Below are 23632 nucleotides of genomic sequence, written 5' to 3'. Positions count from 1 at the left end.
CTGACCCCGGAGAACCGCATGCACCGCACCACCCCCGCCTGCCCGACCACGCCTGCGAGCGCGCGCCCGTGACCGGCACGATCCACCTCGTCCGCCACGCCGAGACCCTCTTCAACGTCGCCGGCCAGCTGCAGGGCTGGTGCGACTCGCCCCTGACCGAGCGCGGCGAGCGCCAGGCGGCGGCCCTCGGCGAGCGGATGCGCGGCGTGCCGCTCGTCGCGGCGTTCACGAGCGACCTCACCCGCACCCGCACCACGGCGGCGGCGGCGCTCGCCGGGCACCCGTCGCTCGAGGCCGAGCCGATGGTCGAGCTCCGCGAGTGGCACTTCGGCGCCTTCGAGGGGCAGCCGAACGCCTCGCTCTGGGAGCCGGTGTTCGCCGATCACGGCTACTCCTACGTGCCCTCCTCCGCCGACTGGCCGCGGATGACCGACGCCGGGCTCGACTCGGTGCTCGACGCGATCCACCGCCACGACCCCTCCGGCCGGGCCGACAGCGGTGCCACCGTGCGCGCCCGCGTGGAGGCCGCGATCGCGCGGTTCGCGCCGGCGGCGGAGCACGGGGACGTGCTGGTCGTGACGCACGGAGCGGTGCTCGGGAGCATCCTCCGTGCGCTCGACCCCGCGCACCGGCCGCAGCGGGGCTACCCGAACTGCGCGGTCGTGTCGGTGACGGACGGCGTCATCGGCGAGGTCGACGGGAGCTGCGCGACGGCCTGACCCCGCCCCTCCTCCTCCACGGACGCCCCTGTGCGCTCCGGTCGCCGACCGGACGAGCACGGGGGCGTCCGTCGTGCTCGGGACGCAGGCGGCCCGCACCCGGGCCGCCCCCGGACCTGCACGCGCGGCCGCCTCGGGACCTGCACGTCCGGTGATGCGGGACCTGCACTTTCGGCCACCTCGGCGCTGTACCGAAGTACAGGAGCCCGTCGCGAGAGCGTCCGTAGCGTCTGAGGAGTCAAGAGAAACGACTTCGAGGAGATGACATGCGAGGGCTTCAGCTCAGCGGCGTGAGCCGTGCATTCGGCGGCCACCGGGTCCTGCACGACGTGGACCTGTCCGTGGGCCGCGGCGAGATCGTCGGCTTCATCGGCGGCAACGGCGCCGGCAAGACCACGACGATGCGGCTGATCCTGGGCCTGCTCACCCCCGACACGGGGACCATCACCTGGGACGGCGCGCCGATCACCGCCGAGGACCGCCGCTCGATCGGCTACATGCCGGAGGAGCGCGGCCTCTACCCGCAGATGCGGGTCCGCGAGCAGGTGATCCACTTCGCTCTGCTCGAGGGGCACGACGCCCGGGGAGCCCGTGAGACCGCCGAGGAGGTGATCGACGCGCTGGGCCTGGCCGAGCGGGCCGACACGCTGGTGCAGGACCTCTCGCTCGGCAACCAGCAGCGCGTGCAGCTGGCCGTGTCCCTGGTGGGCGATCCGTCGCTCCTGGTGCTGGACGAGCCCTTCTCGGGGCTCGACCCGGTCGCCGTGGAGACGATGGCCGGCCTGATCCGGCAGCAGTCCGCCCGCGGCGTCGGCGTGCTCTTCTCCTCCCACCAGCTCGACCTGGTCGAGCGCCTCTGCGACACCGTCTGCGTGCTCGACTCCGGCCGTGTGACCGCGAGCGGAGCGGTGGCCGAGCTGCAGGACGACGGCCGCAGCCGCTGGCAGCTGCAGTTCTCCCGCCCCCTGGACGACCGGCTCGTCGCCGAGCTCGGCGTCACACCGGGACTGTCGGCCGAGCCGGTCCCCGGTGAGCCGGAGTCGCTGCTCGTCTCGATCGAGGGCAGCGGCCGGGACGTCCCCGAGCAGGTGCTCGCGACCCTCACCCGCCACGGCGGCCTCCGGAGCATCCGCACCGCGCAGCGCTCGCTGACCGAGCTGCTGTCCGAGCGGCTCACCGCCGCCTCCACCCCTGCGGCCGAGCGCCGCCTCGAGATCCAAGGAGCAGGACGATGACCACCACGCACCCCCGCGCCGCCCACGCCCGGACCGCCGAGAGCTCCGCTCCTCCGACGCTGGCCCGGGGAGCCGCGACGATCGTCCGCCGCGAGATCCTGACCCGCACCGGGAACCGCACGATCCTCACCGCGACCCTCGCGCTGGCCGCGATCGCCGGCCTCGGCGCCGGGATCGGCGGCTGGTTCCTGGTCGACGCGACGAGGGAGGCGGGGACCGTGGTCCTCGACACCCGGATCCTGTTCGCGACCGCGATGATCAGCGCCCTGCTCGCCGCGATGGTCTACTCCTCGTCGAGTCTGGCCTCGGGGGTGGTCGAGGAGAAGTCGTCCCGGATCGTCGAGATCCTGCTGACGAAGATCGGCGTCGCCCCGCTGCTCGCCGGGAAGATGATCGGCGTCGGCCTGGTGACCCTGGCCCAGCTGCTCGTGATCGGCGGCGCCGTCGTCGGCGGGTTCAGCGTGGTCGGCGGGTGGTCGGTCCTCGAGATCGAGCTCGGCCCGAGCCTGGTCTGGTTCCTCGTCTGGTTCCTGCAGGGCTACGTGCTCTTCGCGCTCCTCAGCACCCTGCTCGCCTCGACCGTGTCGAGGCAGGAGGACCTGGGCACCGCCGCCATGCCGCTCTCCGTCGTGCAGATGGCGCTGCTGATCATCGCGCTCTACGTGGTGCCGGCGAACCTCGACGAGGCCTGGGTGCACGCGCTCTCCTTCGTCCCCCTCTTCTCCTCCTACCTGATGCCGATGCGCTTCGGCCTCGACTCGGTCGGCACCCCCGAGATGGTGATCGCCGCCGTCGTCGCCGCGATCACGGTGCCGCTGCTGTTCCGCCTGGTCGTCCGCGTCTACCGCAACAACGCGCTCCGCACCGGCTCCCGCGTCTCGCTCCGCGCCTCCCTCAAGGCCGCCGACGCCTCCTAGGCCCGGCTCCCGATATCCACCACCACCACCCCTCGGAAGGACACCACCATGACCACCTCGCGCACCGCCTCGACCCGCCCCTCGCCCCTCAAGAAGCTGCTCGTCAACACCGCCCTCCTCGTCGGGGGAGCGGGCGGCGCCTACCTCGTCGTCACCTACCTCTTCTGATCCGCTCGACCGACCGAAGGACACGATCGTGACTCTCCTCGCGACTCCCGGGCTCCGCCCCGCGACCCCTGGGCACCGCCCCGCGGATCCGGCGGCCCTCCGGGCGGCGGCCTCGACCGAGCGGCTGCTCGGCGGCGGACGCCACCGCGTCGCCGCGATCGACCGCCCCGCCTTCGCCGGCCGGAACGCGTCGTGGACGATGACCCTCGACGACGGCGCCCGCGTCTTCGTCAAGCACGTCTCGCCCCGGACGGCGGGCCCCGCGGCCTTCCGCCGCTCCAGGGACTTCGCCGGCTTCGCCGCCCGGAGCCCCGAGCACGCCCCGGCCGGACCCCGCCTGCTGGCGGCCCACGAGGACGACTCCCTGCTGGTGTTCGAGCACTGCCCCGGCACCAGCCTGGCCCTCCTGCTCGTGGAGGAGCGCGTCCCCGCGGACTTCCCCGAACAGGCCGGCCGGCTCCTGGCCCGGCTGCACGCCGGCCCGGTGGTGGGCCTCACCGCGACCTCGCACCCCAGCCCTCCCGTCGAGATGCTGCGCGTCGGCATCCCGCACACCCGCTACGTCGACCTCACCCTCGCCGAGCTCGCCTTCTGGGGCGACCTGCAGCACGACGAGCAGCTCGTCTCGGCCACGGAGGATCTCCGCGAGTGGGAGAGCGGCAACCGCACGGCCCCGATCCACGGCGACCTCCGCCTCGACCAGTTCCACCTCCGCGACGGGCGCCTCCAGCTGCTCGACTGGGAGGAGTTCGGGATCGGGGATCCGGCCCGCGACCTCGGCACGCTGGCGGGGGAGTGGATCCACCGCGCGGTGCTCGACACCGTGACCACCCGGGAGGGCTCCTCCGCTCCTCCCCTCGCCTTCGACACCGCGGCCGCGGACGCCCGCATCGCGGAGCGGATGGCGGCACTGGTCCCGAGGATCCGGCGGATGTGGCTCGCCTACGCCGCCGAGACCGCCGGCGCGGACGACGCCCTCGCCGTCCGCGCCACCGCCCACCTGGGCTGGCACCTCGTCGACCGCACCCTCGCCCGGGCATCGATGGTCTCCCGCCTCCCCGGGATCGAGCGGGCCGCCGCCGGCATCGGCCGCCGCGTCCTGCTCGCCCCCTCCGCCTACTCCACCGCCCTCGGATTCGACAGGAGCCCGCGATGACCGCCCTCACCACCCGCTCCGTCCTCGACGAGGCCGTGATCAGCGTCGACGCCGCCCGGCTGCGGGCCGAGGTCGACGGGACCGTGATCGAGGCCACCGGGCCGATCGAGCTGCGGGCCCGACTCGCCGCCACCGTCTACACCCACCTGCACCTCCGGAACCCGCTGCTCGGCGAGACCGCCGGAGGCGACGGCCAGGACCTCGCCCCCCGGCTGATCGACGCGATCCCGCACCGCACGGTCCTGCAGCCCGCTCCCTCCGGGGTGCTCGGCTCCGCCACCGTGCAGGGGGAGGAGCGCCGGGTCGTCGAGCTGGGCCGCGTCCGGGTCCTCGTGCCCGAGGTCGATCTCGTCCGCTCCGCCGACGGGGCCGTCGCCGGCGTCCGGCTGCCGAGCTGGCGCACCCGCACCACTCCCGGCTACCTCCTCGCCCTCGGCCCGATGGGACTCGATCCCGCCGACCGGGTCGTGCGCCTCTCGCTCGTCGCCGACTCGGCGGAGGACGCGCTCGCCCTGTGGGGCCCGCTCCTGGAGGCGCTCGCCGCCTCCGGAGCCCGCCACCAGGCCAAGGCGCTCTCGGACCCGCGGGCCTTCCCCCGCTCCGACGCCCTCGTCGTCTACCTGCCCGCCGACTCCGCCGACGACGTCGCCCGGAGGATCACTCCGCTGCTCGATGCCCGGCCCTCGCCCCGCACCGCCGTCTCGGCCTTCGCCGAGAGGCTCGCCGACGGCCTCGCCTACGCCGAGGACCCGGCCGACGAGCGCTCCTCCTACCGCGGACTGAGCTTCGGCCAGCACCGCTCCCGCGTCCTCGCCGAAGCGCTCCTGCGCTCCTCGGCCGAGACGATCCCCGCCGCCGACGCCTGGGCCGACGCCGCCCGCGCCGCGCGCATCGACCCGGACCGCCCGGGACTCACCGCCCGCTAGGGCCCCACGAACCTCCCCTCGATCCCGAGGGGACCACCACCTCAGCCCGAGGTACTCCACGAAAGGGACACATCATGACCACCATCTCCACCGACGCCCAGTCCGCCGACCTCACCGCCCTCGCGGGAGCGCACGACACCTTCGCCACCGTCGACGAGCTCGGCTCGGACGCCGCGACCGAGGCGCCCGCCACCACGCCCCTGTGCGTCGGCATCATCGTCGGCGCCACCCTCGGCGCGGGCTGCTGACCCGGCCCTCCTCCCGCCCGGGTGCTCCCGCAGCACCCGCTCCCCGGCCCTCCGGCCGGACCACCCGCACCACTCCCCGCACGACCCGGCGGATCCGCCGCCACCACTCATCCAAGGAGAACACCATGTCGACCATCACCGCCCAGACCGTCCAGTCCGCCGACCTCGCCGAGCTCGCCACCGCCCACGACACCTTCACCGCCGCCGACGAGATCGGCACCGACGCCGCCTCCGAGGCGCCCGCCACCACCCCGTTCTGCGCCGGCGTCATCATCGGCGTCACCCTCACCGCAGGGTGCTGACGGGCACGGGGCGACCGGTCCTCGACCGCGTCGCCCCGGCCCCTCCCGGGCGCGTGCCGTCCGCTCGCGCCGTCCGCCCATCCCCGTCCGCCCTTTCCGCGGGCACGGTCCGCCCGTCCGCCGCCGTCCTCACCGCCGGCCGCGACCCGATCCGCCCTCCCGCCCGCCGCCCTCTGAGGAGACCGCCATGACCACCCCGCCCGGTGCGCAGAGCGCCGCACTCTCCGACCTCTCGCTCGGCCGCTTCGGCTACTCCCGGGTGGCCCTCGTCCTGACAGGCTCCGCCATGACCCAGGTCATGCCCTACTGGATCCAGTGGGCGCGCGCCGCCGCTCCGGCGACCGAGTTCCGCGTGCTCGTCCGCGACTCGGCCTACCGCTTCACCACCCGGCACAACCTGGAGTCGCGACTGCGCGGCCGGATCCAGGACGACCGCTGGGACGACGAGATCGTCGTCGCCCACGTCGACCTCGCCGAGTGGGCCGACCTCATCCTGATCTACCCGGCCACCCTCGACTACGCCTCGCGCCTCGCGCACGGCATCACCGACTCCCCGTCGCTGCTCGCGGCCCTCACGACGGAGGCGCCGGTGTGCATCGCTCCGTCGCTGCCGCCGCGGGCGCTCGGCAACCCGGTCGTCGAGTCCACCCTCGCGCTGCTGCGCGAGCCGGCCAACTTCACCGTCATCGACCCCGTGCCCGGGCCGAGCGAGTCCAGCGACACGGCGCTCGCCTGGGTGCCGCCCGCGTTCCCCGCGGTGCTGCGCCACTTGGAGTCGCTGCGCACGGCACCGGCGGCCGCGGAGGAGGCGAGGTCGGCGTGAGCACCACCGCCCCTCCGCGGGCCCTCGTCACCGGGCTGCTCGTCACCGAGCTCTCGGAAGGACCCGACGGGACCACCGTCTGGACCCGCCGCCTCGGAGAGCAGGCGCCGCTGCCGTTCTCGCCGGTGCCCGTCCGCCTCGCAGCGCCCGATCCCCGGATCGTGCCGGGAGGCGCCGACCCGTCGATCCGCCGCTACCGCACCACCGCCCGCGCCCTGCTGCCCGCGCTCCTCCACGAGCTGTCGGAGGAGGCGCTCGTCTCCGTCGGCCGCGAGTGGAAGGGCGCGCTGGACGCGCTCCACGGCGCCCGGCCCGCCGGGGAGCCGCTCCCTCCGCGTCCGCTGCAGCGCGCCCGCGGCTGGCTCGCCGGTGGCTGGGCGCCCGCCGCCGAGGAGCTCGGCGCCGGCGGTCTCCTCGAGCTCGCCGACTGGGCGGAGGCGGTCGTCGCCTCGCCGGCCGCGGTCGTGGTCCACGGCCACCCCGGCCTCGCCCACCTCGTCGTCGGCGGGACCCGCGTCGCTCTGCTCACGGGCGAGGACGTCGGGCTCGCCGACCCGGTCTGGGACGCCGCCTGGGTGCTCGGGGAGCTCGCAGAGCTGCACGCCTTCCACCCCGCGCTCCGCCCGGCCCTCGACGCGCTCCGCCGCGGACTCTCGCTCGAGGAGGACCACGACGCCGAGCTGCTGCGCGTCGGCACCGCGTTCCGGCTGGCCCAGCACGCCGTCGACTGGCACCGCTCCGGGGGCGCCAGCAGCGATCAGGCGCGGCTGCTGCTGCGCCTGTCCGCCGCACAGCTGGGGGAGCGGGCGGAATGAGCGCCCGCGACGTCCCGACCCTGTCCGCCGCCCTGCCCTCCGGCGCCCGCGCGCTCGTCGTGCACCGGCCGGAGGTCCGCAACGACTCGGTCGCCCTCGCCGTGCCCGCCGGCATGCGCCACGAGCGCGACGGCGAGGAGGGGATGCTGCACCTGATCGAGCACCTCGTCTACCAGGACAGCGAGGGGGTCGCCGGTCTCGTCCGGCAGACCCGCGTCGCCGAGAGCGGCGGCGTCCTCGGCGGTCACACCCACCTCGACTACTCCGAGTTCTTCGAGACGGGCTCTCCCGGGTCGGCCGCCGTGATCGCGGAGCGGCTCGTCGAGCAGGTCTTCCGCCCCGCCTTCCTGCCGGAGCAGATCGCGGAGCAGATCCGCGCGGTCGCCTCTGAGCGGGCCGCGCGCCTCGCCCCCGCTCCGGGCGGCGTGCTGCCGTGGCCGCACCTGACCGCCCGCTACTGGGCCGACGCCCCCAACGCGCACGACGGCAGCGGCGACCTCGACCTCGAGGGCCGCGCGACCGAGCCCGTCCTGCGCGCGCTGCACCGGCGCCACTACAGCCCGGCCGGCTCCGTGCTGGTCGGCGTCACGGCCGACGACCCCGCCCGGCTCCTGGACCGCCTGGTCGCGGCCCTCGCGGAGGCGCCCGATCGCGCGGCAGGACCGGTCGCCGTCCCACCTGGGACGGCCCGCCCCGAGTACCGCGCCGAGCCCGCCGCCCGCCGGCTCGCCGCGACCGCCGCCGCGCCGTCGACCCGCGTCTCCGACGAGCTGCTCGGCGACCTGATCGCCGCCGAGGCGCTCGCTGCGCAGGCCGGACTCGACGCGAGCGCCGGACTCTTCGGCCCGGGCGACACCGTCGCCGACGACCTCTTCGTGCTGGTCGACGACACCGCCGTGCCCGTCGATCCGTGGCACCGCCTCCGCGCCCTCGCGGTGAGCGACGACTCCGCCCTCGAGCACGCCTGGCATCGCGCGGTGCTGCGTGCGGAGCGGCTGGTGCATGACGACGAGCGTCTGGCCCGCACCGTCGCCCGGGATGCCCTGCTGCGCGGTGCGCCCGGCTTCGCGGGCGAGCTCGTCGACTCCCTCGCCGCGCGGCCGCCGCGCCCGCTGCTCGCGGACGCCGCGGCCCGCCTGGCCGAGCAGCCCTTCGCCGCACTGGGCGTTCCCGCCGCCTCCACCCCTCCAGGAAGGAGGAGCCCATGACCGCCGCACCCCCGCTCGCCGTCGTCGACGAGCGCTCCCGCTTCGCCGTTGTCGCCCTCGGCTGGCGCGACCCGGCCGGAGACGACGGGCCCGACCGCGCTGCCCGCCTCCGCTCGGCCGTTCCCCCCGGAGCGGTCTCGCTCGCGTGGACGGCGACGGCCGGGGCGCAGAGCCTCACCGCGGTGCTCCCTCCGGAGGGCGCCGCGGCCTGGACCGCCCTGACGCTCGAGCGCGCCCAGGGAGCCGGGGATCCGGTGCTCGCCGTGGTGGGGCCCGAACGCGCCGTCTGCGAGACGTCCCGGCCCGTCTCCGTGCCCGCCGCGGCTCCGCTGCCGAGCGCTCTGCACCAGTCCCGCGAGCAGGGCTACGAGAGCACGATCGTCACCGGCGCGGACCCGTCCGGCGAGGTCGGCCACGCCGCGACATTCCTGGCGCTGTGCCGCCTCACCGCGGGGGCCGAACCGCTCGTCCCCGCCGCACTGCGCTCCGCCGGCGGCGATGCGGTCGCCCAGGTCGCGCGGGGCCTGCGCTCGAGCCGCCCCTCCCTCACCTGGCAGGTCGTCTCCCCGGCCGGCCAGGGCATCCCGACCCTCGAGACCGTGCTGCGCACCGTCCTCGACGGCCGCGCCGCGCACGGGGAGGGAGCACGCGCCGCGCACGCGTTCGCGCGGGCGAACCTCCTCCGCGCCTGGCGGTCGCCCGAGACGCTCGCGCGCACCCTGGTGGAGTACGAGGTGATGGGCTGGGGCGGCGCCCTGGTGCTCGATCCGGAGCCGGCGCTCGCCGCGGTCGACGAGAGTGCGCTCGAGCGGGCGGTCGCGGGGCTCGTGCGGCCCGTCGCCGACGTGGTCGGCTGGGGCTGAATCCGGCGGGCTCGATCAGCTCCGGCCGGGACGCGTCCCCAGGTCGACGAGCCCGTGCTCGATCGCCGAGACCAGGATCTGCACCCGGTCGCGCACGCCCAGCTTCTCCATCACCTTCACGAACCGCGCCTTCACGGTCGACTCGGTGACGAACAGCTCCTGCGCCATCTCGCGGTTGCTCATCCCGCGGGCGAGCAGGCGGATCACCTCGAGCTCCTTCTCGGTGAGCGCCTCGAGCAGATCGGGGTCCGGCACCGTCTCCGCCGGCACCGACTCCTCGAGCCCCTTCACCACGTGGCGCGTGACCTCGGCGGAGAGCACGGACTCGCCCGCGAGCACCGCGTGCACCGCCGCGATGATCTCCCGCGGCTTCGTGTCCTTGACCAGGTAGCCGGAGGCGCCCGCGCGGAGCAGGTCGACGACGTAGCGGTCCGTGGTGAACGTGCTGAGCCCGAGGATCGCGATGCCCGGGTGCTCGGCGTGGATCCGCTCGGTCGCGGCGACGCCGTTCATGACCGGCATCTGCATGTCCATCAGGATCAGGTCGGGCTGGAGCGTCGCCGCCTGCTGCACCGCGATCCTCCCGTCGGAGGCCTCGCCCACCACCTCGATCGCCGGGTCCTGCGAGAGGTAGTCGCGGAGGATCTCGCGGGTCATCGATTCGTCGTCCACCAGCAGCACGCGGGTCATCGCTCTCGTCCTTCGTCGGTCGCCCCCGCGACGAGCGCACCGGACGCCCGGCCCTCGAGGGGGATGGTCATGGTCGTGGTCCAGCGGCCGCCGCGGGCTCCCGCGTCCAGCCGCCCGCCGAAGACGGCGCAGCGGGCCGACATCGCCTCGATCCCGAGGTGCGAGGAGACGATCGGAGCCGCGGAGGCGATCGCGTTCGAGGAGCTCAGCTGCACCTCGCCCCCCGACACCTCGAGCCGGAGCTGCACCTCACCGGCGGTGTCGCCGTGCTTGAGCACGTTCGTGCCCAGCTCCCGGACCGTGCGCCGCAGCACCTGACGGAGGCTCGCGGGCACCTGCGCCACGGAGCCCGCCACGTCGAGGCGGACCCGGAAGCCCGCGCGCTCGATCGCGTCGGCGACGTTCCGCACGTCGTGGACGAAGCCGACAGCGGTGGTCGTGGCGCCCGAGACCTCCGGGGTCCCGAGCAGGTCGGAGTCGCCGCGGGCGGGAGCGCCTGCCTCGTCCTCGTCCTGGAGGAGCGTCACGAGGCTCCGCAGATCCTGCAGCGCCTGCTGCGCCGCGTCGCCGATGCTCTCGAGGATGCGCTCGGTCTTGGCCGGGTCCTCGACCGAGGTCGCGCGGCGGGCCTGCATGGCGATGATGGTGACCTCGTGCGCGACGATGTCGTGCAGCTCGTGCGCGAGCCGGGTCCGCTCCTCGTTGCGGATCCGCGCCTGCTCCTCCTGGATGAGGTCGGCCCGGCGCTCGCTCCGCTCGCTGCGGCCCCGGAAGGCGTTCAGGCCCAGCCCGGCGGTGCCGCCGAAGAGGACGAACGCGCCCAGGACGTAGACGGCCGTGCCCATGGCGCGGTCGACGAGCAGCACCGCGGGCAGGAGGACGAGGGTGCCGAGCACGAAGACGAGCCCCGCGCGCCAGGGGAGGAGGAAGGTGACGAAGCCGACCACCACGATGGTCGGGAAGATCAGCGCCGCGAGCAGCAGCGGCGGGGCGCCGAGCATCAGGACGACGGCGTAGACGAGGTAGAGCGAGACCGCCGCGGGGATCGCGCCGGCGAGCAGCGCCAGGAGCGGCAGGTAGGGGAGCGCCAGCTCGATCCAGCCGCGGACCGACGTGAGGTCGACGCTGCCGCCCATCAGGTCGATGACGACGAGGAGCGTGAAGGAGCCGAGGAGGAGGGACCGGGTGATCCAGCCGCCGGGCAGCGTCCGCACGTCGTTCGTCCACCGCGTCGTCCCCACCACGGGACCAGGGTACCGAAGCCTTCTCCGAGCCCCGTCGGCCTTCCGTACAAGGGCGGACTGGTCTTTCGTACAGGAGCGGTGCGACGGGGCGTCGCCATGCTGGTGGAGCGGTCGAGCCGATCGCACCCCTCGATCACAGGAGAACGACCATGGCCCCGATCCTCGCCGCCGCCGCACTCGCCCTCGGAGCCGTCCTCGCTCCCGCCGCTGCTCCTGCCGCCGCTCCCGTGCAGGCCGCCTCGTCCGCCGGCGTGCAGACGGTCGCCGCCTCCTACGAGCTGCCGAAGGTGCAGAAGCCGGGCGGCATGGAGTCGATCCAGGACCGCGGCGCCCTCTGCAACCTCTTCGGGATGTGCTGAGCGCAGCTCTCGGACCGGGTCAGCCCTTCAGCGGGTCGTTGCCCCAGTTCATCAGGGAGTAGCGCCACTTCGTCTCGGTGACATCGCCCGAGGGACGCTGCTTCGCGTGCCGGTGCACGTAGCCGACGACCTTCGTCATGTGGGCGTAGTCGTCGTCGCTCAGGTCGGCCTGCTTCGTGCCGAGCAGGTCGACGATGCGGCGCCCGCTCTCGTGGCCGACGGACTCGCCGCCGCCCTCCGGCTTCTGGCCGACCTCCTTCGACTCGTCGGTGCCGAGCCACTCCTCGAGCTCCTTCGCGGTCATGTTCACGGCGTCGTGGAACTCGTCGCGGGTCGTCCGCTTCTCGTCGTCGGTGGGCATCGCGGGGCTCCTCGGGTCGGTCGGTCCGGGTCGGTCGGTGACCTCCAGCGGAGCGTGTCGGAGGGGGAGAGGTCAAGCCCCGTGCGCGGTTCCAGGGCGCGCGTAGCGTCGGAGGAGTCCGCACCAGCCGACCACCGCCGGCGTCCGCCGCCGGCAGAGAAGAGGCCCACATGCCCTCCCGCAACACCCTCGTCCGCAGTCTCCACGACCTCGGAGCCGCCGCCTGGTTCGGCGGCTCGCTCATGGGCGCCGTCGGCCTGAACGGCGCCGCGTCCACCTCGTCCGACCCGGCGGAGCGCCTCCGCCTCTCCTCGAACGGCTGGGCCCGCTGGACCCCCGTGCAGCTCGCCGCGATCGCCGCCCACGGCGTCGGCGGCATCGGTCTCGTCCTCGCCAACAAGACCCGCCTGGCCAACCAGCAGGAGAGCCGCACGAACACCGTCGTCAAGACCGTCGTGACCGGGCTCGCCGGCGCCGCCTCGGTGATCGCCGCGGTCGCCGGAGCGACGCAGGCCAAGCACGCCGACGAGGGCGCCCCCGGCGTGACCGAGGCGTCGGAGCAGAACTCGCAGGAGCTGACCACGGCCCTCCGCGTGCAGAAGGTCACCCAGTGGGCGATCCCCGTGCTGACCGCCGTCATCATCGTCCTCGGCGCCCAGCAGGGCGAGCAGCAGCGCCCCGTGAAGGGCCTCTTCGAGACCACGGCGCGGATGTTCCGCAAGTAGTCCCCGCGCTCGCGCGCAGACCGTCGGCCGAGAGTGCCCGCCGTCCCCCGAGGGTGGAGGCGGCTGCTCTCGACCGACGTTCTGCGTGCGGGGTCCGGCTAGCGGCGCGAGGGCCGGCGGCGGACGGTCAGCGCGAGGGCTCCCGCTTGCGAACACGTCGCCTGGTCGGCGTCGGAGCCCTCGGTCCCCTTTTCGACCGTCTCCGGGAACACGCGCCCACCGATCGCTGCCTCTCGATCAGGCGCTACGCTCCGGCATCCCGCTGCTCCTTCTCGGACGTCAGAGCGTCGATCCCGTTCTCGTGCCCGACACAGCTGGCGACCGTGTCCGGATCGATGCCCAGCGCGTAGCGGACCTCTTGTCCGGCGCTCTGCTGTTCAGTCGTGGCCTCAGGGAACGTCGAGTAGTAGGCGTCACTGAAATCGGCCGAGTTGGCCATCGTGTTGAGAGTGGACATCTCGGCGATGTAGGAGCCGCGGATCGTCGCGATCTGCTCGGAGACATCGCTCGGCCAGTGGTAGTACGAGTCGTCCAGGAGCGTGAGTGTCCGTCTTGTCAGATCGAGCCGAGCAGACGCAGCGGCGTGCACGCCGGAAGGGTCCGGGTCGCCACCGTTCAGAAGCTCGTCCTCGCCGGATGAGAAGGCGTCGCTCAGATTCTTGATCGCGATGTTGTTGGGGCAGACGAGATCGAGATAACGGGACGCCGCTTGTGCGGTGTCGAGCTCGACGAACGCAGGTGTCGCGGGCGCCGCAGGTGCAGGGGTCGTCGACTCGGCCGGAGCTGCTGCGGGCGCGGAAGCCGTGCAGGCAGTCAGGAGGAGCATTGCCGCACTGAGAGCTGCAGGGAAAAGGGCTTTACGCACGGCGGCTACTCCGGGGTCGCCGAGCAGAGCGCCGACGCGAAGGCCCCGGTGCTGGTCTGCTCGGCGATGACCTCGCCGTCGAGGGTAATTCGGCAGCTGATCTCGCCTTCGTCATCGATGCCGTTCGAGGCGGTCAGCGTGAAGCTCTGGAAGATGAAGTCGCCTCCGGTCTGGACTTGCAGCTCCTTCGTGAAGGGGAGCGCCTGACCGGTGGCCTGCTCGGAGCCGGAGGTTCCTCCGTCGTAGGTCGACCAAGTGATGGAGGCCGCGGTAGCCGAGCCGGTGACCTCATAGACGAGCGTCCGCGGCACGGCAGCGGCCTCGGAGCTCTCGGCCTGCGCGGTGGCGATCGCGTTCGAGACGCCGCTCGCGAATCCGGCCGTGTAGACGATGGCGAGAATGATCGAGAGGACAAGCGCGATCACATTGAGGACGGTGCCGGCGATGGCCGTGCCGCGAGAGCGGCCCTTGAGGAAGAGGCCGATGATGCCGAGGACGAGTCCGATGAAGGCGAGGAAGCCCGAGGCGTAGTTGACGATCGGGATAAGGGCGCCGATGAGCGCGAGGATTCCGATGATGAGGGAGGCGAGGCCCAGCCCGTTGCCGGTCTTCTTCGGAGCGGAGGGGGCGGAGCCGGGGAATACGGCGGGGTTGAACTCGGTCATCTGCGGAGTATGTCAGAGGCTGACAGACAGCTGAGAATCCAGAGAGCGGTATTGCTTAGAGATGCCGTCCCGCCTGTGTTGACCCCGCTATCTCTACATAGGTAGCGTCATCCGTGTGCAGCCACTCCCTCGCCTCACGCCCGCCACCGCGGACGTCCTCCGGACCCTCCTCGATGCCGACGGCCCGACCTGGGGCATGGTCGTGATCAAGGCCACCGGGCGACCGGCGGGCAGCGTCTACCCGATCCTGGAGCGGCTCGAGGGAGCGGGCTGGGTGGTCTCGGAGTGGGAGGCCGCGAGCGAGCGGAGCGGCCCGCGTCGCCGGCTCTACGAGCTGACCGCGGAGGGCGCCCCGGCAGCCCGGGCCGCCGTCGAGCGGATGCGGTCGACCGCGCGGACGGCGCCGCGAGCGGCGGAGGCGACCGCGTGAGCGCGCTTCTGCGGCTCCTGTCGCTGCTGCTGCCCCCGCTCGCCCGCGAGCGCTACCTCGAGGAGTGGCGGGCCGACCTGGCCGGGGCCGCCGAGCTGGGACTGCCCCGGCGCGGCGTCGTCCTCGGAGCGCTCGCCCTGCTGGTGAGCGTCGACCGCGACCTGCCCGCGCACACCGGCGAAGCGCGGGGCACGCTCCCGCGCCGCCTCGCCCGCCGCGGACTCGCGCTCTTCGCCGCGGCCGCGCTGATGCTCAGCGGCATCGCGCTGACCGGCGGCGGGATCGTCCCCGAGCCGGGTGCCGCCTCCGACACAGCCCTGGCCGCCGTCGGCGCCGTGCAGACCGCGGTGCTCGTCGCCGCCGTCGCGGTCGCGGTCCTCGGCGCGGTCCACCTCCTCGGCGCTGCGGCGTCGGCCCGCACGGTGCTCGCGCGGATCTCCCTGGTCGCCGCCGTCGTCGGCCCGGTGCTCACCGCGGCCGGCCTCCTCCTCCCCGGACCCCTCGCCCTCGTCGGCCTGCCCGTCTCCCTCGCCGGACTCGTCTGCGGGGCGATCGTCCTCGGCGGCTCGCGGACCATCGCCCTCGCACCGCAGACGGCGACCCGCGCTCAGCGCCTCCCCGTCGCCCTCGCGGGCCTCGCGCTCGTGGCGGGCGTCACGGTGGTGGGTGCCGTGGATCTGCTGGTCTGGAATCCGCAGGCGAAGGTCCCCGGCGTGGCCCTGGCGGAGATCTACGCGACCATGTCCGAGCGCGACGGCTTCGAGTTCGGCTCCCACGCGATCTGGGTCACCGGGTGGGCCGCGTTCTGGACGGCCGCCGCGATCGTCGTGACGGTCGGCGCCCTCGTCGGCCGGAGGTCGCCGCTCACTCCGCGGCGGATCGCGGTGCTCATGCTCGCCCTGGTCGCCGGCGCCGTCGTCTTCCGCTTCTTCGCCGGGTTCGGCTTCGGGATGTCGGTCGCCGACACCTTCGTCACCTCCGGCGGCGACGGCTCCCTGGTCTCGGCGATCCTGCCGCCGCTCGGACAGCTCGCGCTCGCCGGCGCCGCGATCGCGGTGGGCTGGGCGCCCCGGGTCGCCCGGCCGGCGGCGGCCTCCGCGGCCTGACAGTGCTCGTGCCGGCGGAGACTTTCGCCCTGGCGGCTCGGGATCCGCGAGAACGGGACTGCCTGCCGACGTACTTCCCTTCGTGGTGAACACGAACGGCCCGTTCCGGCGCGGCCGAGCGCCCGCCGACCTACTCCAACCGGCGCAGGAAGCGGGCCGGCTGGTCGAGGAAGCCGCGCCAGGTCCGCACCAGGTCGAGGTCGTCGTAGCGGCAGGGGCGCAGGCCCGTCTCGTCGAGCTCGTAGAGGTCGGCTCCGGGGAGGGCCGCGAGGATCGGCGAGTGCGTGGAGAGGACGACCTGCGAGCCGCCGGCGACCAGATCGCGCAGCTGCCCGATCAGGGCGAGGCAGCCCGACACCGAGAGGGCCGACTCCGGCTCGTCGAGGAGCCACAGCCCGCTGATCCGGGAGCGGTTCGCCACGATGTCGAGGAACGACTCGCCGTGGCTCCGCTCGTGGTACCCGCCGTCGATCCCCACCTCCTCCAGGTAGCTGAAGAAGCCGTGCATCGTCTCGGCGCGGAGGAAGAAGCCGCGCTTGGACGCCCCGGCCCCGCGGACCAGCTGGAGGTGCTCGGCCAGGTCCGACTCCGAGGCGCGGGAGGAGTGCATCGCACCCGTGGATCCGCCCTCCGCGTTCAGCCCGTAGGCGAGGGCGACCGCCTCGAGCAGCGTCGACTTGCCCGAGCCGTTCTCGCCGGTGATCACCGTCACCTGGCCGAGATCCCAGCCCTCGGCCAGCACCTGCCGCACGGGCGCGAGCGTCGCGGGCCACCGCGCGAGGTCGGCGGGGTGCTCGGGTCGGGCCTGCACGCGGCGCACCGGGAGGGTCGAGAACACCCGGTCAGTCAAGCAGGTCGACGCTCCAGCCGGCCTCGGCCAGCGCGCGGGCCGTGTCGGCGCGGGGCGAGTAGGGGAGGTCGTCGGCGCCGACCACGCGGTAGTCGGTGTCGCCGGGGCCGACCCAGAGGACGGAGTCGGACGGGCCGGCCCGGTGCAGCGCGGCGCGGACGGCGTCGGCCGGCTCCGCGATCTCGAGCACCTCGCAGCGCTCGACGCGGCGCGCGCCGTCGACCAGGGCGCGGCGGATCCGCGCGGGGTCCTCGAAGCGCGGGTGGTGGTCGGTGACGATCACCAGGTCGGCGCGCTCGGCGGCGGCCCGGCCCATCGGCGCGCGCTTGCTCGGGTCGCGGTCGCCGTCGGCGCCGAGGAGGACGAGCACGCGGCCGGGCGTCACCTCGCGGAGGGCGTCGACGGTGCGCGCGACCGAGTCGGGCGTGTGCGAGAAGTCGAGGAAGACCCGCGGCCCGTCGGCGCCGGACACGAGCAGCGTCCGCCCGGGCACGGTGACGTCGATCCCGGAGCCGACCGCCGCGGCCACCCGGTCGCGCGCGTGGCCCGCCTCGACCAGCATCACCAGCGCGAGGGCCGCGTTCGAGGCCATGTGGCGGCCGAGGAGCGGGACGGAGGTGGTCGTCGACCAGCCGTCGCGGGCGGTGAGCCGGAAGCGGGTGCGGTCGACCGCGGTCTCGAGCACGTCGATCCGCCAGTCGGCTCCGTCCCCGGCCGAGAGCGTGACGACCGGGACCGAGGCTTCGCGGGCGACCCGGCGCCCCGCCTCGGTGTCGACGACCACGACGCCGCGGCGGCTCCGCTCGGGCGTGAACAGGCGCTGCTTGGCGCGGAGGTACTCGTCCAGGTCGCCGAAGTCGTCGAGGTGGTCGTGGCTGAGGTTGGTGAACCCGGCGACGTCGAGCACGATCCCCTCGACCCGCGAGCGCACGAGCGCCTGGGCGCTGACCTCGATCGCCGCCGCCTCGACGCCGTCCTCCGCCATCCGGGCCAGGAGCGCGTGCAGCTCGGAGGCCTCGGGCGTGGTGAGGCGGCTGGCGACGACGTGGTCGGCGCTGCGGCGCTCGGCGGTGGAGCTCAGCCCCGAGACGACGCCCAGCTGCCGGAGCACCGCGTCGAGGAGGTGCACGGTGCTGGTCTTGCCGTTGGTGCCGGTCACGCCGAGGAGCACCGGTCCGCTCCTCGTGCCGTACACCTGCGCGGCGACCGGGCCGAGGGCGGTGCGGGGGTCGTCGCTGAGGAGGACGGGCAGTCCGGAGGCGCGCGCCTCGTCGAGCCCGCCCGCGTCGGTGAGCACGGCGACCGCTCCTGCCGCCGCCGCGTCGGCCGCGAACCGGGCGCCGTGGCTCCTCCTCCCGGGGAGCGCGGCGAAGAGGGCGCCGGGGCCCGCCTCGGTGTGCGCGACGGTCACCGCGGTGATGCGGACGTCGGAGCCGTCGCCGTGGAGGCGGAGCCGATCGCTCGCGAGGTCGGCGAGCGCGACACCGGCGGCGTGGAGCGGTTCGAGGAGCCGGAACACCGGCATGCGGGCCTCCTGCGGGGCGGGGCGGTGTCGCCGAGGGCCCGCGGGCGCCGCCGGGCGACCGGAGGGGGAGGGCCGGGAGGCCCATGCCTCAGCCTGCGCGCCGCTCCCCCCGATCGGGGAGGCCCTTGCCACCGCCCGGCCGGGCCGCTACCCGCCTCCGCCTACTGCCGCGAGAACGCCTCCTGGTACAGCGCCGCGAGCTCGGGGGAGCTCTCGCCGCTGAGGCCGCAGGTCAGGATCGTGTCGCCGTCGGCCGCGACCAGGTAGTCGACCCCGGTCTCGAAGACGATGGGGGCCCCGTCCACCGCCGTCTCCCTGCCCTGGGTGACCGTGACGCCGTCGCCGACCTCGCCCGCGTAGCGCTCGAGCACGTGCAGGGTGACGGTGCTCCCGTCGATCGAGCGGACCTCGGCCCGGAACGCGAGCTGAGCGGGGGCCAGCGCGGCGGCCGTCACCGGCGAGCACGCGGCCATCGGCCCGCCCGTGCTCGGCAGGATCAGCGTCGAGGTGCTGCCCCCGCCCACGCCGAGCGCGAAGGGCAGCAGGAGGGAGGCGGCGGCCCCGGCGCTCAGCGCGCCGACTCCCACGATCAGCCAGGGGGACCGGCGGCGGGAGTGCACCGTCCGCGTGCCCTCACCCGTCGCGGCGGCGATCTGCTCGGCGAGCTCGTCGCGGTCGAGCGCGGGGAGGCTCCGCGCGGGGTCGACCGTGCGGAGGAGGCGGCGGACGTCCTCGTCGTCGGTTCCGGTCATCGGAGTCCCCCTTCAGGCGCGTGCGGGTCGGTGGAGTCGTAGAGCTCGGCGAAGCGGCGCCGCGCGCGATGGAGGCGGATCGAGACGGCGTTCGCCGTGACTCCGAGGACCGCGGCGATCCCGCGGACGTCGAGCTCCTCCCACGCCCAGAGGCGCAGCAGCTCGGCGTCCTGCTCGCGCATCCGGGCGAGCACGAGGCGCACGGTCTCCTCCGCGCCCGACGCCTCGCCCTCGTCGATCTGCACCTGGGGCGGATCGACGACCGCGATCCGCTGGGCGAGCATGACCTGCCGGCGCTGCATCCGCCGGGCGTTCTGCAGCTGGAGCCGGGCGACGCCGATCGCCCACGGCACCGGGTCGTCCTCGGGGACGTCGGCGCTGCGGCGCCAGAGCGCCGAGAGCGTCGCGGCGAGCACGTCGTCGGCGGTGGCGGAGTCGGTGCGCCGCCAGAGGTAGCGGCGGACGGGATCGGCGACCGCGGCGGCGACCGCGGCGAACCGGTCGGGACCCGCGAGGGGAGCTGGCATGTGCCTCATGCTCCCTCCTGTCCGGGATCGGCGCACATCTTTCACCGGCGCGCCGGGCGGGACTCCGCGCTCTCCCAGCACCGCGGGAGCGCGGGTCGGCGCTCAACGCCGCGAGGTGCCCACGAACTCCAGCCAGCCGGCCACGAACGGCTCGATGTCGTCCACCTCGTTCAACGCGAGAGCGTCCAGGTCGACTCCGCGGCACTCCAGCGTGAGGACGTGCCCGCGCACCCACGCGGCCGCGCGCACGGCCCCGGCTCCCTCCCACACCTCGAAGGGCTCCGGAGCCCCGTCGACCGGGATCTCCGCGATCCGCGTGGGAGCGGGCAGCGCCTCCGGCTGCACGAACGAGACGGGCGCCTCCTCCCGGCAGCAGAGCAGCGCGACGTCGTGCCGCGGATCGCCGAGGGTCGTGCGGATCTCGACGGAGGGCCCCGGCCCGCCCGGGACCGCCTCGTCGGCGAGGAACGAGAGCCCCCGCGGGCCGCCCGTCAGCGTCCACTCCGCCAGCAGCCGCGGACCGTTCCAGCCCGAGACCGCCCAGAGCGGGAGGTCGCCGAACGACCCGCGGATCCGCGCGACCCGCTCGGCGAGGTGCGCGGAGAACTCCTCCTCGCCGAGACGCCGCGCTCCGTCCATGGCCCGATCGTAGGTCGGGTGCCGCGGCACGGCCAGACCCCTCGCTACTGTGAACGTCGACCCCCGCCTCCCTTCCCCGCCGAGGAGCCCCATGCCCATCTGGACCCTGCACGGAGACGGCCGCACCGTCGAGCCCGGCGCCGTCGTCGCCCCCGGCGAGCGGCTCGCCTGGCCGGCGACGATCGCCATCGGCATCCAGCACGTCGTCGCCATGTTCGGAGCGACGTTCCTCGTGCCCGTGCTCACCGGGTTCCCGGTCGCCACGACCCTGCTCTTCTCCGGAGTCGGGACGCTGCTGTTCCTCTTGATCACGCGCAACCGGCTCCCCAGCTACCTCGGCTCGAGCTTCGCGTTCATCGCGCCCGTCACGGCCGCGACCGCCGTCGGAGGGACGGGGTCGGCGCTCGCCGGAGTCGTCGCCGTGGGCCTCCTCCTGGCCGCCGTCGGCGTCCTCGTGCAGGTCGTCGGCCTCGGCTGGATCGACAGGCTGATGCCGCCGGTCGTCGCCGGCGCGATCGTGGCCCTGATCGGGTTCAACCTGGCTCCGACCGCGTACCTCAGCTTCAAGCAGGCACCGATCACCGGGACGATCACGCTCGCCGCGATCATCCTGTCGAGCGTGTTCCTCCGCGGCTTCCTCGGCCGCGTCTCGATCTTCCTCGGCGTGGTCATCGGCTACGTCGTCGCCCTGCTCCGGAACGAGATCGACTACTCCGCGGTCGGTGCGGCCGACTGGTTCGGGCTGCCGCCGTTCACCTTCCCCGACTTCGCCTCCGGATCCACGTGGTCGGGCATCGCGATGTTCCTGCCGGTCGTGCTCGTCCTCATCGCCGAGAACGTCGGACACGTCCGCGGCGTCGCGACGATGACCGACGCCTCCGCCAACGCCAGCACCGGCCGGGCCCTGATCGCGGACGGTGTGGCGACCACCCTTTCCGGCGCCTTCGGCGGCTCCGGCACCACGACCTACGGCGAGAACATCGGAGTGATGGCGGCCACCCGCGTGTACTCGACGGCCGCCTACTGGGTCGCCGGCGTCACCGCGATCCTGCTCAGCCTCTCGCCCAAGGTCGGCGCCGTCTTCAACTCGATCCCGGCCGGAGTCCTGGGCGGCGCGACCACCGCGCTCTACGGCCTGATCGGCGTGATCGGCATCAAGATCTGGATCGACAACCGCGTCGACTTCTCGCGCCCGGTCAACCAATACACCGCCGCGGTCTCCCTCGTGATCGCCATCGCCGGCTTCTCGTTCTCCTCCGGTGGCTTCGAGCTCGGCGGCATCGTCCTCGGCGCCGGCGCCGCCCTCGTGATCTACCACCTGGGCAACGCCATCGCCCGCTGGCGCCGCACCGGCGCCGACGACGGCGGCCCCCTCCCCGCCATCGGCCAGCTCGGCGGCGACCCGCAGGACCGCTGACCGCGGCCTGCTCCGTCCTGCCGCTCCCGAGACGCCGCCGTGCCGTCCGGACGCCGCCCTCCCGCGGACGTCCCGGCGCGCACGGCGGCGTCTCGGCACCCGACGGAGCCGTCCCGGCGCGCGCACCGCAGCACCGCCTCCGCTTACCACGTTCGGGTCAGTCCGCAACCCGGTGCGCTCCCAGGCGGCTCCCGCCTAACGTCGAGCGTGACGACCGCAGCAGCGGAACGCCGCACACCGAGTGAGACAGCAAGGAGCACCACCGTGCCGCAGATCATCGAGACCGTCGACGTCAACGTCCCCGTGTCCGTCGCCTACAACCAGTGGACCCAGTTCGAGGAGTTCCCGCGCTTCCTCGACGAGGTCGAGTCGATCCAGCAGGTCACCGACACCCTCACCGTCTGGAAGGTGAAGGTCGGCCCGGTCGAGCGCGAGTTCGAGGCGAACATCACCGAGCAGCACCCCGACGAGCGCGTCGCGTGGAACAGCACCGGCGGCGAGACCGACCACGCCGGCGTCGTCACCTTCCACAAGCTCTCCGACACCGAGACCCGCGTCACCGTGCAGCTCGACTGGGAGCCGAAGGGCTTCCTCGAGACGCTCGGCTCGCTCGTCGGCGCCGGCAGCCACGCTGTGAAGAAGGACCTGAACAACTTCAAGGAGTACATCGAGAAGCAGGGCACCCCCGACGGTGCCTGGCGCGGCGACGTCGAGGCCTGAGCCGTGACCGACGCAGCCACCTCGTCCGAGGGCGAGAAGAAGGCGAACGGTCTCGGCGACGACGAGACCATCCCGCACTCCGAGGACGGGCTGGCGGTGGGGGTCTCCGGAGACTCGCACTTCAACCCCGAGGAGGACGCTCCCGAGGAGCCCTCCGAGAGCTGACGCTCTCCTCCGGGGAGCCCGACCGCTCTCCTCCGCGAGATGCCACTTGTGCACATGACACGCCGCGAGGCGTGCGCACAGGTGGCATCTCGCGGTTGAAGGCTCAGCGCCAGGCCCGGGTGTACTGCGGGGGCACCGGCAGGTCCGCGCCGAGCTCGTGCGCCATCCGCACCGGAGCGTTCGGGTCGCGCAGCAGCTCGCGGGCGAGCAGCACGACGTCGGCGTCGCCGTTCGCGACCACGCCCTCCGCCTGCTCCGCCGTGGTGATGAGTCCCACGGCGCCGACCAGCGCACCGGTCGCCCTCCGCAGGTCGCGCGCGAACGGCACCTGGTAGAGCGGCGCCACCGGGATGCTGGCGTGCACGAGTCCGCCGGTCGACACGTCGAAGAGGTCCACGCCCTCGGCGCGCGCCCACGCCGAGACGGTGATCGTCTCCTCCAGCGTCCAGCCGCCCTCGGCCCAGTCGGTCGCGGAGAAGCGGACGAGCAGAACGAGCTCCCCGATCTCGGCGCGGACCGCGCGGACGACCTCGAGCAGCAGGCGCGCCCGGTTCTCGAGCGAGCCGCCGTAGGAGTCCTCGCGGGTGTTCGAGAGCGGCGACAGGAACTGATGGAGCAGGTACCCGTGCGCGGCGTGCAGCTCGATCACGTCGAAGCCGGCGTCCGCGGCGCGGCGGGCGGAGGCGCGGAACGCCTCGACGAGGCCGGGCAGCTCCTCCGCGGCCAGCTCGCGCGGCTCCGCGTAGCCCTCGAACGCGACGGCCGAGGGAGCGACGGTCGGCCAGCCGCCGTCCTCCAGCGGCACGGATCCGCGTCCGCTCCACTCGCGGTAGGTCGACGCCTTCCGGCCCGCGTGGGCGAGCTGCACGCCCGCGAGCGCGCCCTGTCCGTGCACGAAATCGACGATCGGAGCCCAGGCGTCGCGCTGCTCGTCGTTCCACAGCCCCGTGTCCCAGGGGCTGATCCGCCCCTCGGGGACGACGGCGGTGGCCTCCGCGATGACGACACCCGATCCGCCGCGCGCGAGCCCGCCGAGGTGCACGAGGTGCCACGAGGTGGGCACGCCGTCCTGCGCCTCCACCGAGTACTGGCACATCGGTGCCGCCCAGAGGCGGTTGCGCGCGGTCCTCGAGCGGAGCGTCAGCGGCTGGAACAAGGCGGTGTCGGTCATGTCTCTCCTGTCGTGCTTCTCCGCGGAACGCCGCTTCGGTA

General features: G+C 74.1%; 29 protein-coding genes. 18 read left to right on the top strand and 11 right to left on the bottom strand.

What is annotated here, in order from left to right; translation table 11 throughout:
* Positions 1 to 68 precede the first annotated feature (68 nt).
* The 11 genes from C5C74_RS01795 (at position 69) to C5C74_RS01755 (ending at position 9380) form a co-directional block, all read left to right on the top strand.
* Positions 69 to 719 (top strand): histidine phosphatase family protein, encoded by a 651-nt coding sequence (locus C5C74_RS01795; protein ID WP_104266689.1) that lies wholly within the window; start codon positions 69 to 71, stop codon positions 717 to 719.
* Between the two features lie 290 nt (positions 720 to 1009).
* Positions 1010 to 1954 carry an ABC transporter ATP-binding protein gene (locus C5C74_RS01790; protein ID WP_258063731.1) on the top strand — a complete coding sequence of 315 codons (945 nt, stop codon included), beginning with the start codon at positions 1010 to 1012 and terminating at the stop codon, positions 1952 to 1954.
* A complete protein-coding gene (locus C5C74_RS01785; RefSeq protein ID WP_104350871.1) occupies positions 1951 to 2871 on the top strand; it encodes an ABC transporter permease in 921 nt (306 codons plus the stop codon). The genes C5C74_RS01790 and C5C74_RS01785 overlap by 4 nt, the downstream gene beginning before the upstream one ends.
* Before the next feature lie 196 nt (positions 2872 to 3067).
* A complete protein-coding gene (gene lxmK / locus C5C74_RS01780; protein WP_258064078.1) occupies positions 3068 to 4195 on the top strand; it encodes a class V lanthionine synthetase subunit LxmK in 1128 nt (375 codons plus the stop codon).
* Complete coding sequence (locus C5C74_RS01775; protein WP_104225969.1) at positions 4192 to 5121, top strand: T3SS effector HopA1 family protein; 930 nt, start codon at positions 4192 to 4194, stop codon at positions 5119 to 5121. Before lxmK ends, C5C74_RS01775 begins: the two co-directional genes overlap by 4 nt.
* Before the next feature lie 74 nt (positions 5122 to 5195).
* On the top strand, positions 5196 to 5369 hold the full coding sequence (locus C5C74_RS17225) for a hypothetical protein (protein WP_181027122.1): 174 nt from the start codon (positions 5196 to 5198) through the stop codon (positions 5367 to 5369).
* Between the two features lie 125 nt (positions 5370 to 5494).
* A complete protein-coding gene (locus C5C74_RS17220; protein ID WP_181027123.1) occupies positions 5495 to 5671 on the top strand; it encodes a hypothetical protein in 177 nt (58 codons plus the stop codon).
* Positions 5672 to 5858: 187 nt separating this feature from the next.
* Positions 5859 to 6494: a flavoprotein gene (locus C5C74_RS01770; RefSeq protein ID WP_104225100.1), complete on the top strand. Its 636-nt coding sequence runs from the start codon at positions 5859 to 5861 to the stop codon at positions 6492 to 6494.
* Complete coding sequence (locus C5C74_RS01765) at positions 6491 to 7309, top strand: hypothetical protein (RefSeq protein ID WP_104225968.1); 819 nt, start codon at positions 6491 to 6493, stop codon at positions 7307 to 7309. The genes C5C74_RS01770 and C5C74_RS01765 overlap by 4 nt, the downstream gene beginning before the upstream one ends.
* The gene (locus tag C5C74_RS01760) at positions 7306 to 8517 is read left to right on the top strand and encodes a pitrilysin family protein (protein WP_104350870.1); all 1212 of its coding nucleotides are present in this window, start codon (positions 7306 to 7308) and stop codon (positions 8515 to 8517) included. The genes C5C74_RS01765 and C5C74_RS01760 overlap by 4 nt, the downstream gene beginning before the upstream one ends.
* On the top strand, positions 8514 to 9380 hold the full coding sequence (locus C5C74_RS01755) for a hypothetical protein (RefSeq protein ID WP_104225097.1): 867 nt from the start codon (positions 8514 to 8516) through the stop codon (positions 9378 to 9380). Before C5C74_RS01760 ends, C5C74_RS01755 begins: the two co-directional genes overlap by 4 nt.
* A 15-nt stretch (positions 9381 to 9395) precedes the next feature.
* Here the strand turns inward: C5C74_RS01755 and C5C74_RS01750 are convergent, their stop codons facing one another.
* Both C5C74_RS01750 and C5C74_RS01745 read right to left on the bottom strand, forming a co-directional pair.
* Positions 9396 to 10070 (bottom strand): response regulator transcription factor, encoded by a 675-nt coding sequence (locus tag C5C74_RS01750; protein WP_104225096.1) that lies wholly within the window; start codon positions 10068 to 10070, stop codon positions 9396 to 9398.
* On the bottom strand, positions 10067 to 11314 hold the full coding sequence (locus C5C74_RS01745; protein WP_258063599.1) for a sensor histidine kinase: 1248 nt from the start codon (positions 11312 to 11314) through the stop codon (positions 10067 to 10069). The genes C5C74_RS01750 and C5C74_RS01745 overlap by 4 nt, the downstream gene beginning before the upstream one ends.
* Before the next feature lie 149 nt (positions 11315 to 11463).
* Here C5C74_RS01745 and C5C74_RS01740 point away from each other — a divergent pair, with 149 nt between their 5' ends.
* Positions 11464 to 11673, top strand: a complete 210-nt coding sequence (locus C5C74_RS01740; protein WP_104225965.1) for a hypothetical protein — start codon at positions 11464 to 11466, stop codon at positions 11671 to 11673.
* Positions 11674 to 11692: 19 nt separating this feature from the next.
* On the opposite strand, the gene C5C74_RS01735 is transcribed toward C5C74_RS01740, so the two are convergent.
* Positions 11693 to 12034: a DUF3140 domain-containing protein gene (locus C5C74_RS01735; RefSeq protein WP_104246984.1), complete on the bottom strand. Its 342-nt coding sequence runs from the start codon at positions 12032 to 12034 to the stop codon at positions 11693 to 11695.
* Between the two features lie 170 nt (positions 12035 to 12204).
* Between C5C74_RS01735 and C5C74_RS01730 the strand changes: the two genes are divergently transcribed.
* Positions 12205 to 12759 carry a hypothetical protein gene (locus tag C5C74_RS01730; protein ID WP_104225093.1) on the top strand — a complete coding sequence of 185 codons (555 nt, stop codon included), beginning with the start codon at positions 12205 to 12207 and terminating at the stop codon, positions 12757 to 12759.
* Between the two features lie 244 nt (positions 12760 to 13003).
* Here C5C74_RS01730 and C5C74_RS01725 read toward each other — a convergent pair whose 3' ends face one another.
* Together C5C74_RS01725 and C5C74_RS01720 are read right to left on the bottom strand one after the other, a co-directional pair.
* Complete coding sequence (locus tag C5C74_RS01725) at positions 13004 to 13585, bottom strand: hypothetical protein (RefSeq protein WP_104257117.1); 582 nt, start codon at positions 13583 to 13585, stop codon at positions 13004 to 13006.
* Between the two features lie 44 nt (positions 13586 to 13629).
* Positions 13630 to 14289, bottom strand: coding sequence for an MmpS family transport accessory protein (locus C5C74_RS01720; RefSeq protein WP_104350869.1), 660 nt, complete (start codon positions 14287 to 14289; stop codon positions 13630 to 13632).
* 115 nt (positions 14290 to 14404) lie between these two features.
* Here C5C74_RS01720 and C5C74_RS01715 point away from each other — a divergent pair, with 115 nt between their 5' ends.
* Positions 14405 to 14719: a PadR family transcriptional regulator gene (locus C5C74_RS01715; protein WP_104225962.1), complete on the top strand. Its 315-nt coding sequence runs from the start codon at positions 14405 to 14407 to the stop codon at positions 14717 to 14719.
* Positions 14716 to 15825: a hypothetical protein gene (locus C5C74_RS01710; protein ID WP_104350868.1), complete on the top strand. Its 1110-nt coding sequence runs from the start codon at positions 14716 to 14718 to the stop codon at positions 15823 to 15825. The genes C5C74_RS01715 and C5C74_RS01710 overlap by 4 nt, the downstream gene beginning before the upstream one ends.
* 130 nt (positions 15826 to 15955) lie before the next feature.
* On the opposite strand, the gene C5C74_RS01705 is transcribed toward C5C74_RS01710, so the two are convergent.
* From C5C74_RS01705 to C5C74_RS01685, 5 genes are all read right to left on the bottom strand, one after another.
* A complete protein-coding gene (locus C5C74_RS01705; protein WP_104268547.1) occupies positions 15956 to 16663 on the bottom strand; it encodes an AAA family ATPase in 708 nt (235 codons plus the stop codon).
* Positions 16664 to 16667: 4 nt separating this feature from the next.
* Entirely contained in the window at positions 16668 to 18200 is a 1533-nt protein-coding gene (locus C5C74_RS01700; protein ID WP_104327733.1) for a Mur ligase family protein, read from the bottom strand.
* 161 nt (positions 18201 to 18361) lie between these two features.
* Positions 18362 to 18952 (bottom strand): hypothetical protein, encoded by a 591-nt coding sequence (locus C5C74_RS01695; protein ID WP_104237812.1) that lies wholly within the window; start codon positions 18950 to 18952, stop codon positions 18362 to 18364.
* Complete coding sequence (locus tag C5C74_RS01690; RefSeq protein WP_181027124.1) at positions 18949 to 19479, bottom strand: RNA polymerase sigma factor; 531 nt, start codon at positions 19477 to 19479, stop codon at positions 18949 to 18951. Before C5C74_RS01690 ends, C5C74_RS01695 begins: the two co-directional genes overlap by 4 nt.
* 102 nt (positions 19480 to 19581) lie before the next feature.
* Entirely contained in the window at positions 19582 to 20118 is a 537-nt protein-coding gene (locus tag C5C74_RS01685; RefSeq protein ID WP_104327730.1) for a hypothetical protein, read from the bottom strand.
* A gap of 91 nt (positions 20119 to 20209) precedes the next feature.
* Here C5C74_RS01685 and C5C74_RS01680 point away from each other — a divergent pair, with 91 nt between their 5' ends.
* From C5C74_RS01680 to C5C74_RS17215, 3 genes are all read left to right on the top strand, one after another.
* Positions 20210 to 21535: a uracil-xanthine permease family protein gene (locus tag C5C74_RS01680; protein ID WP_104225956.1), complete on the top strand. Its 1326-nt coding sequence runs from the start codon at positions 20210 to 20212 to the stop codon at positions 21533 to 21535.
* Positions 21536 to 21799: 264 nt separating this feature from the next.
* Complete coding sequence (locus C5C74_RS01675) at positions 21800 to 22255, top strand: SRPBCC family protein (protein ID WP_104224157.1); 456 nt, start codon at positions 21800 to 21802, stop codon at positions 22253 to 22255.
* A gap of 3 nt (positions 22256 to 22258) precedes the next feature.
* Positions 22259 to 22420, top strand: a complete 162-nt coding sequence (locus C5C74_RS17215; protein ID WP_167299017.1) for a hypothetical protein — start codon at positions 22259 to 22261, stop codon at positions 22418 to 22420.
* Between the two features lie 103 nt (positions 22421 to 22523).
* On the opposite strand, the gene C5C74_RS01670 is transcribed toward C5C74_RS17215, so the two are convergent.
* Complete coding sequence (locus C5C74_RS01670) at positions 22524 to 23591, bottom strand: NADH:flavin oxidoreductase/NADH oxidase (RefSeq protein ID WP_104335205.1); 1068 nt, start codon at positions 23589 to 23591, stop codon at positions 22524 to 22526.
* Positions 23592 to 23632 lie beyond the last annotated feature (41 nt).

Origin of the sequence: Rathayibacter sp. AY1E8, assembly GCF_002931415.1 — a bacterium.
In the GTDB taxonomy this organism is placed as follows: Bacteria; Actinomycetota; Actinomycetes; order Actinomycetales; family Microbacteriaceae; genus Rathayibacter.
The sequence above is the reverse complement of the archived record's forward strand: the minus strand, read 5'-3'. Positions and strand labels throughout refer to the sequence as shown.

Excerpts from the sequence above, each read along its gene's own strand:
- C5C74_RS01770 (WP_104225100.1), top strand. The coding sequence starts at position 5,859 with ATGACCACCCCGCCCGGTGCGCAGAGCGCCGCACTCTCCGACCTCTCG.
- C5C74_RS01760 (WP_104350870.1), top strand. The coding sequence starts at position 7,306 with ATGAGCGCCCGCGACGTCCCGACCCTGTCCGCCGCCCTGCCCTCCGGC.
- C5C74_RS01670 (WP_104335205.1), bottom strand. The coding sequence starts at position 23,591 with ATGACCGACACCGCCTTGTTCCAGCCGCTGACGCTCCGCTCGAGGACC.
- C5C74_RS01680 (WP_104225956.1), top strand. The coding sequence starts at position 20,210 with ATGCCCATCTGGACCCTGCACGGAGACGGCCGCACCGTCGAGCCCGGC.
- C5C74_RS01720 (WP_104350869.1), bottom strand. The coding sequence starts at position 14,289 with ATGACCGAGTTCAACCCCGCCGTATTCCCCGGCTCCGCCCCCTCCGCT.
- C5C74_RS17225 (WP_181027122.1), top strand. The coding sequence starts at position 5,196 with ATGACCACCATCTCCACCGACGCCCAGTCCGCCGACCTCACCGCCCTC.
- C5C74_RS01730 (WP_104225093.1), top strand. The coding sequence starts at position 12,205 with ATGCCCTCCCGCAACACCCTCGTCCGCAGTCTCCACGACCTCGGAGCC.
- C5C74_RS01735 (WP_104246984.1), bottom strand. The coding sequence starts at position 12,034 with ATGCCCACCGACGACGAGAAGCGGACGACCCGCGACGAGTTCCACGAC.
- C5C74_RS01685 (WP_104327730.1), bottom strand. The coding sequence starts at position 20,118 with ATGGACGGAGCGCGGCGTCTCGGCGAGGAGGAGTTCTCCGCGCACCTC.
- C5C74_RS01740 (WP_104225965.1), top strand. The coding sequence starts at position 11,464 with ATGGCCCCGATCCTCGCCGCCGCCGCACTCGCCCTCGGAGCCGTCCTC.
- C5C74_RS01775 (WP_104225969.1), top strand. The coding sequence starts at position 4,192 with ATGACCGCCCTCACCACCCGCTCCGTCCTCGACGAGGCCGTGATCAGC.
- C5C74_RS01725 (WP_104257117.1), bottom strand. The coding sequence starts at position 13,585 with ATGCTCCTCCTGACTGCCTGCACGGCTTCCGCGCCCGCAGCAGCTCCG.
- C5C74_RS01700 (WP_104327733.1), bottom strand. The coding sequence starts at position 18,200 with ATGCCGGTGTTCCGGCTCCTCGAACCGCTCCACGCCGCCGGTGTCGCG.
- C5C74_RS01690 (WP_181027124.1), bottom strand. The coding sequence starts at position 19,479 with ATGCCAGCTCCCCTCGCGGGTCCCGACCGGTTCGCCGCGGTCGCCGCC.
- C5C74_RS01750 (WP_104225096.1), bottom strand. The coding sequence starts at position 10,070 with ATGACCCGCGTGCTGCTGGTGGACGACGAATCGATGACCCGCGAGATC.
- C5C74_RS01695 (WP_104237812.1), bottom strand. The coding sequence starts at position 18,952 with ATGACCGGAACCGACGACGAGGACGTCCGCCGCCTCCTCCGCACGGTC.
- C5C74_RS17220 (WP_181027123.1), top strand. The coding sequence starts at position 5,495 with ATGTCGACCATCACCGCCCAGACCGTCCAGTCCGCCGACCTCGCCGAG.
- C5C74_RS01785 (WP_104350871.1), top strand. The coding sequence starts at position 1,951 with ATGACCACCACGCACCCCCGCGCCGCCCACGCCCGGACCGCCGAGAGC.
- C5C74_RS01755 (WP_104225097.1), top strand. The coding sequence starts at position 8,514 with ATGACCGCCGCACCCCCGCTCGCCGTCGTCGACGAGCGCTCCCGCTTC.